Below are 15,334 nucleotides of genomic sequence, written 5' to 3'. Positions count from 1 at the left end.
TAGTGAAACATGGCTGATTGCCAGATTGTCTTTCAGAACTTCCGCAGGGGAGGGAAGATAGGTTTTGCCTATATATATATCCAAAACATTCAAAACGCGTCATTCTGTATGCAACAAGAATATTTACCTTTTAAAGTCTTATCTGCCATGCTCAAATTCTCAGGCCGACAGATTATTCTGATCCTGCTGACTTTTGGAATGGGTATGGCTAAAGATGGTCTAGGTCAAGAGTTGTTAACCCGTCCTGTTTCCTTTGAGGTACAGAACAGGGACATTCGTACTGCTCTGTCAATCATTGAAAAATCGGCGAAAGTAAAATTTAGCTACGAACCAGCCATTATACCTAAAAATGTAGAGACAACCTTGATTGCCAACCAGGACCCACTTGCCCTGGTACTGGAAAAGCTTTTATCTCCATTGGGCCTGACCTATGAGGTCTCCGGAAAGTATATTATCCTGACGAAGAAAAATAAGCTGTCGGAAGCTTCCCCATTTAGTCACGAGGAAGCAAGTAATGCTTTGTCCCGTGAAACGAAAGTATCGGGAAAAGTGACAGACGAAAAAGGGGATGCAATGCCTGGGGTCACTATCCGGGTGAAGGGAACACAGTCCGGTACCATAACCGACATAGAGGGAAAATACTCGATGGATTTATCCAATACGAATGCAATACTTGTGTTTTCATTCGTGGGTTACGATAGCCAGGAAGTAGAGACAGGCTCTAACAGCCAGCTTAATATCTCCCTTAAGCCGTCATCCAGATCGTTTGACGACGTGGTTGTCGTGGGGTATGGTACCATGAAAAAGAGGGATATCCTGGGTTCGGTAGCTACGCTCAAATCGGAGGACCTTCAAAAACTCAAACCCACATCTATGGATGCGGCGCTGCAGGGAATGGCCTCAGGTGTAATGGTGACATCTTCCGGTGTGCCTGGAGCACCCGTACAGGTGAAAGTTCGTGGTGTTAATTCCATCTCGTCGAACACAGACCCGCTTTGGATTGTCGATGGGATACCCATTGTAACAGGTTCAATCGGTTCAGATTTTAACGGAGCGGCCAATCAGAATATCCTTTCGATGATTAATCCGGCAGACATTGAATCAATGCAGGTACTAAAAGATGCAGCGGCCACTTCTATTTATGGTTCGCGTGGTTCCAATGGAGTGATTATTGTTACTACAAAAAGCGGGAAGAAAGGGAAAACCACTTTTGATGTGGATATCCGTAGTGGCGTTAGCAATTGGACGAAAACAGATGTTGGTATCGCATCTGGGAAGGAGTTCGTAGAGATCATGGATCTGGTGAGGACCAACAGTCGCCTATCAGGTACGTACGAACCTGTCCAAAGCCTTGGGCAGTTGGATACATACCAGACTTCTATGACAAGAGAGGAAGCCATGAACACAAACACCAGATGGGCTGATCAAATCAGTCGCATGGGTAGCTACTCGGATGTGCGGATATCAACAAGCAGTGGTTCGGAGAAAACAAACTCGTATCTGTCGCTGAATTACAGGAAGGACAATAGCAATCTCAAATTCGGGGATATGCAAACCATTTCCAGCAATTTTAACATCAAACACAGCTTACTTAACTCATTATCCCTGGGATACAGAATGCTGGCATCTTATACGGACAATAACCGGATAAGCTCAGGTGATGGCAAGCAAGGTGCTGGCGGCTGGGGACAGGTGAACTCCAATGCGCTTCCATGGTACAGAGTTTACGACCCCGAAGGTGTCAACGGATACTGGAACCCCCAGTCAATGGTCAATCCGCTTGCGAGTATGGACCGGATTCATTCGGAAAATAACCTAAAAGCGTTGAACCTGCTCACAGGTCTTACCGCCGATCTAAAACTTCCCGTCAATGGTCTTGTCTTACACGGTGAACTGGGAATGAATTACATCAATAGCCAGGCAACATCATGGATCAGTGAAAAAGTCCGCATTTTGGGCAGCCGTGCGCAGGAAAACAAAACGAACTCCTCAACACTGAATTACAATACGTATCTTAATTACGATGCTTCTTTCCGTGATCACAACATTAATGTGGTGGCTGGTGTTGAAGGCACGCGTGCGAAAGCCCACGGTACAACGCTGACAGGAGTAGGGTTGATTGGGGTGTATCATGAAATTGGTACGCCCGCCTCTCTCACAGGTAGCAGCGGCCTGGGTAACGAAATGTATCTGATGGGATTGTTTGGGAGAGCTAATTACAATTTCAAGGAGAAGTATTACGCAGGATTAAGTGTGCGACGCGACGGGATTTCGAAATTTATTAACAAAAACAGGTGGGCGAATTTCCTGTCAGGGTCTCTGGGCTGGGTAGTTTCTGAGGAAAAGTTTTTCAGCATTGACGCCATTAACCTTTTGAAATTTAGAGGTAGCTACGGACAAACGGGAAATACCAACATTCCTACGGGCATCACAGGAGATATTTGGAGTAACCGCTCCGGCGACGGCACCCTGCAAATGACCAACTCTAAAATGCTTACCAACATAGGCAACCGGAATGTTAAATGGGAAACAACAAGCACGATTGACTTTGGTATCGACTTTGGACTGTTCCAAAACAGGATCAACGGGTCGGTAGCTTGGTACAACAAAAATGTTGCAGACATGTTGCTTAAAGCGGCTGTTCCGTTGTCGGCAGGTATACAGCAAAGCAATTCGATCTGGCAGAATATCGGAGACATGAAAAGTTATGGACTTGAATTCGATATTGACGGTGTGCTTATTTCCAAAAAGGATTTTAAATGGAGAGTTGGTGGGAATTTCGCTACCAACCGGAATAAAGTATTAGCACTTACACCGGAATTGGATAACACAGGAAATGGTATTCTACCGTCAGAAACTGTCCGTGAAATTATCAAAAAAGGGTTGCCGCTTGCTAACTGGTATATGGCTGACTATGCAGGCGTGGACGCTGAAAAGGGTATTCCTTTGATTTATCAAATCGAAAGGCTGGAAGACGGATCTACCCGTCGTACTGGCAAAATAATACCAGCTACCACCACTAACCAGACTGCCAACAGAATGATTCTCCACGGGAAAACATCAATTCCGAAAATCACTGGCGGGGTTAATACAAACGTAACCTATAAAGCTTTTAATGTGAGTATGTTCTGGAATTTCGCGGCAGGTCATTACATCTATAACCGGTTGAGACAAAGTTTGATGACACCGAATACTGGCTTGTTGACGCTTTCACAAGACATACTTACCGATACGTGGAGAAGTCCCGGAGACAATGCAAAATATCCAATGACGACGTATGGTAATAGTTATTATTTTGACAGCAATGGCAACCCTTCTAATGTCCAGGTGCAATATGGAAGCGAAAATATCACGCCAAATTCCCTGTACCTTGAAAAGGGTGATTACCTGCGGCTTAAAAACCTTCAACTGGGTTATAACATCCCTGTAAAATTAACCGACGCAAGCCGAATAAAGAGCCTCTACCTATATCTGAGCGGAACCAATTTGCTTACGTTCACAAAGTTCTCGGGGTATGATCCGGAAGTGAATATTACCGACGGCTCACTGAGCAGCGTTGTATTTGCACTGGAGATGCCTCAATCAAGGGTTTTCTCCGTTGGTGTCAGTGCTAAATTCTAAACTATCGAAATGTAGTATATCATGAAAATGTATAATAAGATTATCAAAAACTGCTGCATTTTTTTTGTGACGTTTGGGTTATCCTCATGTGACAAATATTTTGAGCTGGAAAGACCCTTTCAGTTTCCGTGGCAGAATACAAAAGAGCTGGAACTTGGCGTCCGGGAAGGATATCTCCATTTGTCAAATGACCCCTGGTTTAACCCGATGGGATCGCTGTCACTGGTTCAGTTTGGACAGTCGGATATTGTACGGCTATTGCCCGAAGCTATACAGGGTAATAATTATGCGACACAATATTATAACCGTACATACGCCACTGCGCCTTCGGATAAGGAAGTAGCGGAGACTTTCAAGTTCCTGTATTATATCATCACCAATAATAACGCAGCTTTACAGTTGCTGAACGATGCGGAAAGGGAAGGAAGAGATCCTTTTGAGGGGATGGTCAATGCCGACCGCGAAGTCGTGAAACGCTATAAAGGTGAGTTGTATTTTATGCGCGGAGTGGCCTATTGGTATCTGGCAAGATTATATGCACCTCCTTTTGACCCGAACGGGACCAATGCTAGCCGTCATTTTGTCCTGCGCACCGACTACGTCAAAACACCGGAAGAATTGAAGGAGCCTTATCTGGGTACTGTTGCGGAGGTCTGGGCGCTGATTCAGAGCGATCTCGAAAAAGCAAAGGAATTACTGCCTGAAAGTTATGTTTCGACAGAAACCCAGCCGAAAGGGAGAGCAAACAAATTTGCGGCTTCCAGCATGTTGTCCAGGGTATATTTCATAACCGGTCAACATGCAAAAGCTAAGACCGAATGTGATTTTGTACTGGCCAGTTCGATGTACGATCTTACAGAAGATCCAATTGTCGCGTTCAACCGGACAGGCGGGCAAAATGCCAACGAAGTTATTTGGGAAACAGCCTATGTGAGCCCAAGTACACGCTTTGACAGAACGCCAGGCATTTATGGGAAAAATCTGTATAACAACAACAACAGGGGAGGAGACTATTCCACCTACACGCTGGCATACGCTGCTTTGAAGGAAATCGGATGGATGGCTGACGGAATGAAGGGCAATTACGCTGAAATTCCTGAAGCGAAGAAGGACAAACGTTATATGCAACTCTATAAGCGTTATGAGGAATATGGTGCCCCGGGCGGTGATCCTAATGCAACAGCTAAGGTAGCAAGGCCGGAAGTATGGGTAGATAAATATTTCCGTTCATCTAGCGGACGTTATTCCAACCGCCCTATGATCAGACTGGCTGAAATTTACCTTACCCGTGCCATACTTCGCTTTAATGCAGGCGACAAACAAGGCGCCGCTCAGGATCTAAATGTGGTGAGGAAGCGTGCAGGATTGGACGATATTTCAGCGTCCAAGATCACAGCAAACGATATTCACAACGATCGTACCAAGGAACTGGCAAGCGAACACGGCGACCGTACCTATTATCTGATAGGCTTACGCCTGCCGCTGGGCATCGGAGACAGAGATCCTGCTCGTTTTTCTCCGATCAATCCACCTTACTCAGATTATTTTTGGTCCGTGCCGCTTATTGAGCAGCAACAAAATCAATCCTACCAATAAAAATGCTTTAAAAATACTCGCTTAGCGGTCAAAGCTGCGGGTTTCCTATTCCTGAACCAATGGATAGCGCAACTGACTTTTCAGTTGCGCTATCCATTCAATTAAAATTCCGTAAAAAACATGCGCTGACCGCTCAGCGGACTGAACTATTCCTAACCCAATGAAAAGAATACTTTTTATCATTAGCCTCACCATCCTTTCCTTCTTATCTGCCAAAGGCGATGAAAAGCCGGTACTGAAATTCAATGCCCGGGCCAGGTTCAAAATTGTACAGTTTACCGATATCCATATACAGTATGATGCATATCGGTCGGATAGTACGCTGGTAATGATGAGGGCGGTTATCCAGAGAGAAAAGCCGGATCTGGTGGTACTTACCGGCGACGTGGTCGGTTCGGATAACAGAAAGAAAGCCTGGCTGAAAGTAGCGCAGGTAATGATCGATGCAAAAGTACCCTGGGCAGCCGTGTTGGGCAACCACGACGCAGAGTATGAACTGGATAAAGAGCAGACTATGAATACAATCGTAGGTTTGCCTTATAACCTGACCATCGCCGGACCCAAAGAATTGGCAGGAAAGGGCAATTACGTGCTGCCTATACAAGCTTCAAAGTCAGAGAAGACCGCGGCCGTGCTTTATGGTCTGGATTCCGAGGAGAGAGAGCCGAATGTTAAAGACTGGATGGATGAAAGCCAGGTACAATGGTACAAAGAGCAGAGCGCCGCATTGACCAAACAAAATAACGGGACGCCGCTTCCGGCACTGGCGTTTTTCCATATCCCTTTTCCGGAATTTGCGGACGTTGTTGGAAAAAGCACCACTTATGGCATTAACTACGAAAAGCTGCATTCCAAGTCGAGCATCAACTCCAATCTGTTTAAAGCTTTTCAGGAAAAGAAAGATGTAATGGGCGTATTTGTAGGCCATGAGCACAACAACAATTACATTGGAAACATAAACGATATCTGCCTTGCATTCGGCCAAGCCGGCGGCCGCCAGATTTACGGAGACCTTGGGTCAGGCGCCAGGGTGATTGAATTGCATGAAGGACAAAGAAAATTCGATTCCTGGATTTTAAAATTATACGACAACAGTCGCGAACTGGATTTATGGAAACCTACTCACAGCAAAGAACGGATGTTCTTTGTGACTTACCCCGATTCATTTACCGAAAAGAAAGCGAATGCTGATAAGATCAGTATGATCACGGAAGGTCGCAAGGTAAATATTCAATTATCAGGACCTGGATCAGCCACGATTGATTGGGGCGATGGTTCGAAGAAAGAAGTTCTGACACTTAAAGAATCAGTATCGCAAATTGACCATACCTATCCAGCCGCATCGACCCGCGCGATCTCTATTAATGGAGACAATATCACAACATTGATCTGCAAAGGCGCTGGCCTGACGTATTTGGACGTCAGCAAGAATGCAGAGCTGACATCGCTGGATTGCAGTGATAACCGGTTAATGCAATTGAACATAAGTCACAATACTGCGCTTAAAACATTGTGGTGCAATGGTAATCAGCTAACGAACCTGGACGTAAACAAAAACACCTTGCTCGCCGAATTGTATTGCTATCGCAACCGGTTAATGAACCTTGATGTAAGCAAAAACACTGCGCTCACCTGGCTGAATTGTTATCAGAACGATTTGAGGAGTTTGGACCTGAGCAAGACCACTGCACTGAGACGGCTGGATTGCTACGAAAACCGGTTGATGACTTTGGATTTCAGCAAAAATACTGCACTCACGTGGTTGGTTTGTACCGATAATCAATTCACAACCGAGACCATGAATGCTTTGTTTGCGAGCTTGCACAAAAGCGCTAGTCCTGCAAAATTATTCATCGGCGGCAACCCGGGCGAAAGGGATTGCGACCGCAGCCTTGCGAAGAGTAAAAACTGGACAGTAAGCCTTAGATATTAGAACTTGTCAGATATGAAATTGCGACAATTATCATTTCTCTCATGGTTGATTTGTTTTGCTACGGCCACCAATGCACAGGTTAAACCAGGCGACATATTTCCGGACTGGTCGGCCGATTATATGGACATTCATCACATCAGTACAGGCAGAGGGGAATGTGTATTTGCCATCCTGCCCGACGGCACCACGATGATGATAGACGCAGGCGAAACGGGCACTGACAAACGTAACTTCAAACCTGACGGCAGCAGAAGTACCGGAGAGTGGATATCCCGTTACATGCTCCGCATGATGCGACCGCTGCCCGAGAAGAAATTAGACTACATTATGCTGACACATTTTCATGATGACCATATGGGGAATGTGAAGCTCAGCAATAGAAAATCCAAGAAAGGAGACTATATCCTCACGGGTGTTACCGAAGTAGGCACGCTGATCCCTTTTGGGAAAATAATAGACCGCAACTGGCCTGATTACAACTATCCTCGTTCAATGACTGATGACCAGGATATGCAAAACTACATTCGCTTTGTGAATTGGCATGTTGCTAACGGGGCAAAAGCTGAACAGTTTCAGGTAGGCTCCAATCAGCAGTTTAAGCTTGTACGGCAGGCGGGTAAATTTCCAGGGTTTGAAATCAGGAACATTGCCGCCAACGGACAGGTTTGGACCGGCACACACAACAATACCCGTCATCACTTCCCTCCTCTTGACAAACTACCCGAAGACGATTATCCGGAAGAAAACGCATGCAGCGCCGCGATCCGGATATCGTACGGGAAGTTTGATTATTTCAACGGCGGTGATCTCATCCGCACTCACACTCCTGGCACCTGGAAACACATTGAGATGCCGGTGGGCCTGGCTGCCGGGCCTGTGGATGTATGCGAAGCGAACCATCATGCAAAAGATGCCATGAGTGCTGAGTTTGTACGGGCGGTAGCTCCCCGGGTTTTTGTCATCCAGGGTTTTGCCCTCAGCCACCCCGATGCCATCGCGCTTAAAGCTATGCTGGCGAAGAATATTTATCCTGGCGAGCGGGACATCTTTACTTCTCATCTCTTTGACGTCAACAAGACGGTTCTCGGTTCAACCTTAGTGCGTCAGCTGAAAAGTACGCAGGGACATACGGTCATCCGGGTACATCCGGGCGGCGATAGTTATGAAGTGTACGTATTGGATGACACGTCGGAAAACTTTATCATCAAATCCATTCATGGGAAATATGAAAGCAGATAGCGGGCTGAGGGTTATTCTAAATATGGGGTTAAAAAATTCATTTTTGACAGCATTGCTGGTTTGTTTGCAGACAATCACTTTTGCCCAGGGTAAAGTTGGCGATGCCTGGCCCAACTGGACGGCCGGCTACATGGATATTCATCATATCAACACCGGCAAGGGAGAATGTGTATTTGCGATCCTGCCGGATGGAACAACGATGATGATAGACGCCGGAGAGATCGCCAAAGGCCACCATAACGCCGATGCACGCCCGAATGACAGCAGGACTCCCGGCGAATGGATTTCGCGCTATGTGCTCCGCATGATGCAGCCGCTGCCCGAGAAAAAAATAGACTATATTCATTCGAGCCATTTACACGATGACCATATGGGTTCAGCCGAACCCGGCAAGAAAAAATCTGCCAAAGGCAATTACCTGCTCTCGGGAATTAGCGAAGTGGGTGACAATATCCCTTTCGGGAAAATTGTAGATCGCGGCTGGCCGGATTATAACTGGCCGCGGCCCATGACTGGCGACAAGAATATACAGAACCACATTCAGTTTATAAAAAGCCAGATTGCCGGTGGTGCGAAGGCTGAACAGTTTAAGGCAGGGTCCAGTAAACAATTCAGGTTACTTAAGCAAGCGGATCAATATCCCGAATTCGAGATCAGGAACATTGCTGTAAATGGGCAGGTATGGACGGGTACGGGAGATAAGGTCCGTAATCATTTCCCGCCTTTGGAGAGGCTTTCCAAAGAGGAATATCCGACCGAAAATCAATGCAGCGCCGCAATCCGTATCTCTTACGGGAATTTTGATTATTTCAACGGCGGTGATCTTGTTAACTCCAGTGCTCCGGTTGGCGCATGGCAGAATATCGAAACGCCGGTGGGTGTCGTCACAGGTCCGGTTGAGGTATGCGAAGCAAACCACCATGCTACTTACGACGCCATGGGCGAAAACTTTCTGATGGCAGTTCGTCCCAGGGTCATTGTCATACAGGCTTGGACGGCAAGCCATCCAAACAACAGTACATTTCTGCGCATGTTGGAAAACAGCAAAGTCTATCCTGGTGAAAGAGACATATTCACAACCAATCTCATGAAGGAAACCCTGGCTGTGATTAGCGAAAGACGGATCAGCCCTATAAAAAGCAGACAGGGCCATGTTGTTGTGCGGGTTCACCCGGGCGGCGGACAGTATGACATTTATATATTAGACGATTCTTCGGAAAGTTTTACCATCAAAGCGGTGCACGGACCATACCTAAGCAGGTAAAGCAAAAGGAATCAATCAGGAAATGGATAATAGAAGAGAATTTCTAAAAAAAGCCATGCTTCTAACCGGGGGCGTGGCTTTAACAGAATTGCTGCATGCCAGTATATTGAAAGCAATGCAGATCGAGCCGGCGGATGGAAGTTCCTTTTCCGATGCAGAGCATGTTGTTTTTTTGATGCAGGAAAACAGGTCTTTTGACCATATGTTCGGTTCTCTCCAGGGAGTACGCGGGTTCAATGATCCCAGAAGCATTTCTCTGCCAAACGCCAATAAGGTATGGCTGCAAACCAATGAAAAGGGCGAAACCTATAGGCCTTTTCATTTGGACATTAATAATACCAAAGCTACCTGGATGAGCGATCTTCCGCATAGCTGGCCGGATCAAACGGATGCACGTAACCATGGGCATTTTGATAAATGGCTGGAATCTAAAAAATCTCCAAAAAAAGAATACAGGCATATGCCGCTTACCCTGGGCTATTACAACCGCCAGGACCTTCCCTTCTACTATGCGCTGGCGGACGCATTTACCATTTGTGATCAGAATTTCAGTTCCGCACTTTCTTCCACAACGCCCAACAGAGTCCATTTCTGGTCGGGTACGGTGAGGGACAGGAATGACCCCAAGCTGTTCGCACGGGTATGGAATGAAGATACAAAACCATGGAGTTTGGCACACTGGAAAACGTTTCCCGAACGCCTGGAAGCGTTGCAGCTCAGCTGGAAAGTGTATCAGAATGATTTGTATAAACAAGGATTGCCTCCTGAGAAAGAAACCTGGTTAGATAATTTTGGGGACAATACGCTTGAAAACTTCGGTCAGTTTAATGTTGATGCATATCAAAAGGAGAAGTACAAATTCCTTACATCTGAGCAAAAATCCCTTCACGACCGGGCCTTTACGACCAATAAAGCAGACCCGTATTACCGGGATATGCAAACATTAACCTACCAGGATGGAGGACAGCAGCGGGAACTGGAAATTCCCAAAGGCGATGTTCTGCATCAGTTCAGAGACGATGTAAAAAACGGAAACCTGCCGCTTGTATCATGGCTGGTTCCTGCCGGTAAGTTCTCCGATCACCCGGGCCATCCCTGGTACGGCGCCTGGTTCATGAGCGAGGTGATCAATATCCTGACCGAAAACCCTAAGATATGGAAGAAGACCATCTTTGTATTGACTTACGATGAAAATGACGGGTATTTTGATCATATCCCTCCTTATGTTCCGCCACATCCACATGAAAAGAACAGGGGGAAATTGTCCGCATCCCTGGATGCCCAGGCGGAATATGTGACGAGTCTGGACCAGCAGAGTAACCGGGAGAAAGGACGTATTGCTCCCATTGGATTGGGCTATCGAGTGCCTATGATCATTGCTTCTCCATGGACACGCGGAGGATGGGTGAATTCAGAAGTGTTTGATCATACCTCGTCCTTACAGTTTCTGGAAAAATTCGTTGATAATAAATTTGGAAAAAAAACTTACGAAAGCAATATCAGTGCATGGCGGCGCGCCATCTGCGGCGATTTAACATCCGTATTCAGGCCCTATGAGGCGAAAAAAGAGGCACCCCTGCCATTTTTAGAGAAGATTCCTTTGATTGAAAAAATACATAAGGCCAAGTTTAAAAATGAACCTGCTAATTTCCGCGCACTCTCGGAGGCTGAAATGAAGGACATCAACAGCAATACGCCGATTGCTCAAATGCCGCGCCAGGAGCCGGGTGTGCGTCCTTCTTCTGCTTTGCCCTATTCGCCCGAAGTAAATGGAAGACTACGGGATGACAAGCAATTCGAGATGAATTTTCATGTTTCTGATAAACTTTTCGGTCCGCAAACCGCTGCTTCTCCCTTTATTGTATACACATATCGGGTAAAATCAGGCGTAGATAATGCACCCCGTAATTATGCAATAACGGTGGGCGACAGGCAACAGGACGTATGGACTATCGAGGACTTTGATCATGATCAATATCATTTGGTAGTTCAGGGTCCAAATGGTTTTTTTAGGGAGTTTAATGGTGCAGCAGAATGGAATAACTTTGAGGTGTCCGTTGTACATGACCATCAAAGAATCAACCGCCATACCAAGCCCGGTGTTCTCATTACGGTAAACTGTCCCGACCCAAAGGGAGTGAGCTGCGCCATTATCCATCATGGCTACGGCTATCAAAACGAAACGATTAGCCTGAAAGGAAAAAGCAGACCTGTTGGGCTGGATCTGTCAAAAAGCTTTGGGTGGTACGACTTTACCGTTCAGGTCAGCAAAGGGCCTCTTTCTGCATCCTACCGCTATGCCGGCAGAATAGAAACCGGTAAGTCGAGCTACACGGATCCCTTGATGGGACGGACAATGTGACGTAACCGTTCTGCCTTCCGCGCGGTTACGTCACATTCTGGTTAAATCGGTCTTACTTCGAGCTTGCCAGAAGCGTTTGTGTTGGGTAGTCTGATCTGCAACAATCCCTTGTTGAGCACAGAAAATATCAACTTTTTTCTATTGAAAAATACTTCATAAGTTTTGTCGGGATTCATTGCTACAAGTATGGATCTTTGGTGGGATTTTGTAGTAGTATCAAACATCAGATCCGCGGAAAATGCCGTGTGATGCTGGTTAAACGCTTGCTTGTCAATCCAGGTTTCAAATCCTGTGGTGACTGTGCCCACTTTATAATAGGAAGCAAACCAGCAAAGTACCGGCGAGGACAATCCCGAAAACTGGTGCCATCCCGCACCTCTGCCTGACTTAGCCAGGAAATGTTCAAAGGTGTAGTAAGAAGCATCCGTCTCCGTTTTCCATACATCAAGTGCCTTTTGAGCCAACTGAAAAGCAAGTTTGGGCTTTCCTAAATCAAGCAGGGTTTTCCAGATGAACCACTGATGCGGCATCCATACCGAGCCGTTCCAGTATCCGTCAGTTTTATAATATGGAGCAGATTGATCGACTGCCGAGATGCCGCTCGCTGTCCAAAGATGACTAGCCGAAAACAGCCGCTCAGTTAGAATATTCACTTGCTCCTCTGAACAGATCCCGGCGATTAACGGCGATACGCCATCAAGTCCCATATTGTAGTTTACGTTCTGGTCACCAAATCTGAATATGCCATTGGCATTTCCTTTCGGATCATGTTTGACGTATCCGAAATAACCCGATTCGGGATCCCAGGAATGCTGCTGCAAAGCACGGGACAAGGTGTTGATTTGCTGATCGTACGCTTTAACATCTTCTTTCTCTCCTAATTTCACGGCCATCATTCTCAGCATCTTAGCCACCCTGATTGCGTGCGCTGTATTGGAAACAGGTGCGATTTGATCTTCCAGCTTCTGCACATGTACACCCACTTGCGGAGGATAGTCATCCCAACCAGCTGAATTGTAGAAGTAGTCCCAGGATTTGAGTAACCCTGACTGTAATGTCCCGAAAGTTGAGCCAGGATATTTACCTGAAATAAACAAATACTGACGTTTTAACCGGGGATAAAAGTGACGGATCCCTTCCATGGAATTGGAGCCGTTGTACAGATCGAAAAATGCGTATGCCTGCACGGGCAGCGGCGAACCATGGTGAATAAAAGCAGACTGGCTTTCTTCCGGCGTCGTGTATGCATTAACACATTCTGTTGCCAAACTTTTATTGATCTGGTTCATGCCCAATGCAATGAAGCCGGAATCCCACGTATAAAGGCTATTCCACCATTTGCCGGGTGTAAAATTTCTGATATAACTGTCTTGTGTGTACACAGGATAAACAACGTTCGAGAGTATCGTTGCCTGCAGCATTTTTTGACTGAAAGCGTACTGCTCACCCTCTTCATAAATTTTATTTTGATCAGAGGCGACATTCTCAGCAGGCACGGCCTCGCCGGCAGCAAACCGCTCCAGCTGATTTCTGACCGCATCTGCGGTGCCCGTACTGATCAGAGCGTACTCGGTTTTATCGCTATGTGGTAACAGCTCAACCGGCCTAATAAAAACATTCGAATAACTTCCTTTCTGATCTCCCTGGAATATTTTATCTACATGGTTATGAACAAGATCCTTGAAGTAAATATCCAGTTCACTGTTTCGGACTTCGCGGATCTGAAACAGCTCATTCTTCCAGGCGATACCATAGTGAGGTGTAACGTCCTGATACTTCAGTATCAGATTTTTTGCTTTCGCATCTTCTGTTGTTTGCGCAATGACATGTTTATCCTGATTCTGGATACTGAAAGGAGATTGATCTGACTGGCTGGAAATGACAAACCCGTTTATCTGTGCCAGTGCCGATCCGGTGGATACAAGAGAGATTGTCTGGTTGCCCGGCTTTGATACCGAGAAGGGAATAGCTATGCTTTCGATACTTCCGGTTCCTTTTAATTCGACCAGCCTTTCTGCCAATCCTTCTATTTTAAAAGTTGCCGTCTCACCCTTCATTACTTTATGAACCAAACTGATCTTACCATTTGTCTGACCAGGCTTAATATCTACCAGGTAGGTTACCTTATCTCCAGGATTTTTGCCAAACCCATTTCCTATGGCTCTGCCGTCGATAAAGTCGCTGTTTCGTACTTCCGCTCTCAGCCATCCGTCATATACCAAATTCTCTTTTGCACTTTTCATGGCATGGTCCAGCGAATTGTAAGCCAATGCATTATACCATTGTGCCTGTGGAGAGCACACCATTGTTTTAGTGGAGTAGTTCTCAGGGTAGTCAATGAATGCCATCAGGTTTAAAGCCAGATTTTGCGGCAGGTCTGTATTATTGACGCTTCTGATCCTGACCAGCACCGATGAAGAGTCGCGGACCGTATAGGTTACATCTACAAATACTTTATCTTTCCATTCCAACTCGTATCGATATGTGAACGTGCCTAAATCCGGCTGAAACTCCCAAGGGAAATAGCCTGACTCAAACCGCACATTAGGAATGAGCACTTTGTTGCGATAGTAGCCTGGCATGACAGAAAAATCAAACCGCAAACCGGATTTTAGATCCGGGATATGTGAAATGCCCGCATATTTCTTCGAATAAGGGCCCCAGGCTGACAGACTGACATCATGCGATTGTTCCAGCTTTTTAAAATCGGTATGACTTAAATCATCACCTGCATGTTGCGCCAGCAGCGAGTATTCCGTAGCAAATAACAGGTACCAAAAAAGCAAGAATCGAAGCAACATATTATTATAATGTTTTGGGTTTGAAACAGTAATTCCATCAGCAAATCAGTATTGCTGATGGAATTCTCTTAGATCAAACAAAATTAGAGAATAAGCTCAGATGTTTTATTTCAACCTACCCTCTTTTGTTCTCTAAGCTTTTGAAAACATCATGGACCAGTTCCTTAGATTCCTGAGGTGGCTCCGAAAATCGGCACATTTTTGCAGAACATGATGCAATATGAAAGACCAGAAATTGGTAAAAACTCGTGGGAGCTACGATGCTGATCTCAAGCAGGAAATGACAGGATGCTTGCTTCCGGCAGCAGCGCTAAGGAAATCTCAGAGGCATTGGAATTGCCGAGAAGCGGTCCACCGCCGCGGGTTCTCTATCGTTGGAGAAGGATGGCAACGAAATCGAAAAGCGGAGTAAATAGCAGCGGTAAATCAGCGAAACTAGCTGTGGAAAGTTCCTAAACTACAAGCGGGAAATGAAGGGCTTAAAACCGACCGCAAATCTTAAAAAAGCCCGCCGGGCG

General features: G+C 46.0%; 7 protein-coding genes. 6 read left to right on the top strand and 1 reads right to left on the bottom strand.

Annotated features, from left to right (window positions below):
* Positions 1–147: 147 nt before the first annotated feature.
* The 6 genes from LZG72_RS12220 to LZG72_RS12195 all read left to right on the top strand — a co-directional run bounded on the left by LZG72_RS12220 (position 148) and on the right by LZG72_RS12195 (position 12,015).
* Complete coding sequence (locus tag LZG72_RS12220; protein WP_233872205.1) at positions 148–3,621, top strand: SusC/RagA family TonB-linked outer membrane protein; 3,474 nt, start codon at positions 148–150, stop codon at positions 3,619–3,621.
* A 21-nt stretch (positions 3,622–3,642) separates the two neighbouring features.
* Positions 3,643–5,217: a RagB/SusD family nutrient uptake outer membrane protein gene (locus tag LZG72_RS12215; protein WP_233872202.1), complete on the top strand. Its 1,575-nt coding sequence runs from the start codon at positions 3,643–3,645 to the stop codon at positions 5,215–5,217.
* 160 nt (positions 5,218–5,377) lie between these two features.
* Complete coding sequence (locus LZG72_RS12210; RefSeq protein WP_233872199.1) at positions 5,378–7,150, top strand: metallophosphoesterase family protein; 1,773 nt, start codon at positions 5,378–5,380, stop codon at positions 7,148–7,150.
* A 12-nt stretch (positions 7,151–7,162) separates the two neighbouring features.
* The gene (locus LZG72_RS12205; RefSeq protein WP_233872196.1) at positions 7,163–8,389 is read left to right on the top strand and encodes a ComEC/Rec2 family competence protein; all 1,227 of its coding nucleotides are present in this window, start codon (positions 7,163–7,165) and stop codon (positions 8,387–8,389) included.
* Positions 8,376–9,653 carry a ComEC/Rec2 family competence protein gene (locus LZG72_RS12200; protein WP_233872193.1) on the top strand — a complete coding sequence of 426 codons (1,278 nt, stop codon included), beginning with the start codon at positions 8,376–8,378 and terminating at the stop codon, positions 9,651–9,653. The genes LZG72_RS12205 and LZG72_RS12200 overlap by 14 nt, the downstream gene beginning before the upstream one ends.
* A 22-nt stretch (positions 9,654–9,675) precedes the next feature.
* Positions 9,676–12,015, top strand: coding sequence for a phosphocholine-specific phospholipase C (locus tag LZG72_RS12195; RefSeq protein WP_233872190.1), 2,340 nt, complete (start codon positions 9,676–9,678; stop codon positions 12,013–12,015).
* 41 nt (positions 12,016–12,056) lie between these two features.
* Here the strand turns inward: LZG72_RS12195 and LZG72_RS12190 are convergent, their stop codons facing one another.
* Positions 12,057–14,816 (bottom strand): MGH1-like glycoside hydrolase domain-containing protein, encoded by a 2,760-nt coding sequence (locus LZG72_RS12190; RefSeq protein ID WP_233872187.1) that lies wholly within the window; start codon positions 14,814–14,816, stop codon positions 12,057–12,059.
* Positions 14,817–15,334 lie beyond the last annotated feature (518 nt).

The sequence above is a fragment of the Dyadobacter sp. CY323 genome (assembly GCF_021390245.1).
Taxonomy (GTDB): Bacteria; Bacteroidota; Bacteroidia; order Cytophagales; family Spirosomataceae; genus Dyadobacter.
The sequence above is the reverse complement of the archived record's forward strand: the minus strand, read 5'-3'. Positions and strand labels throughout refer to the sequence as shown.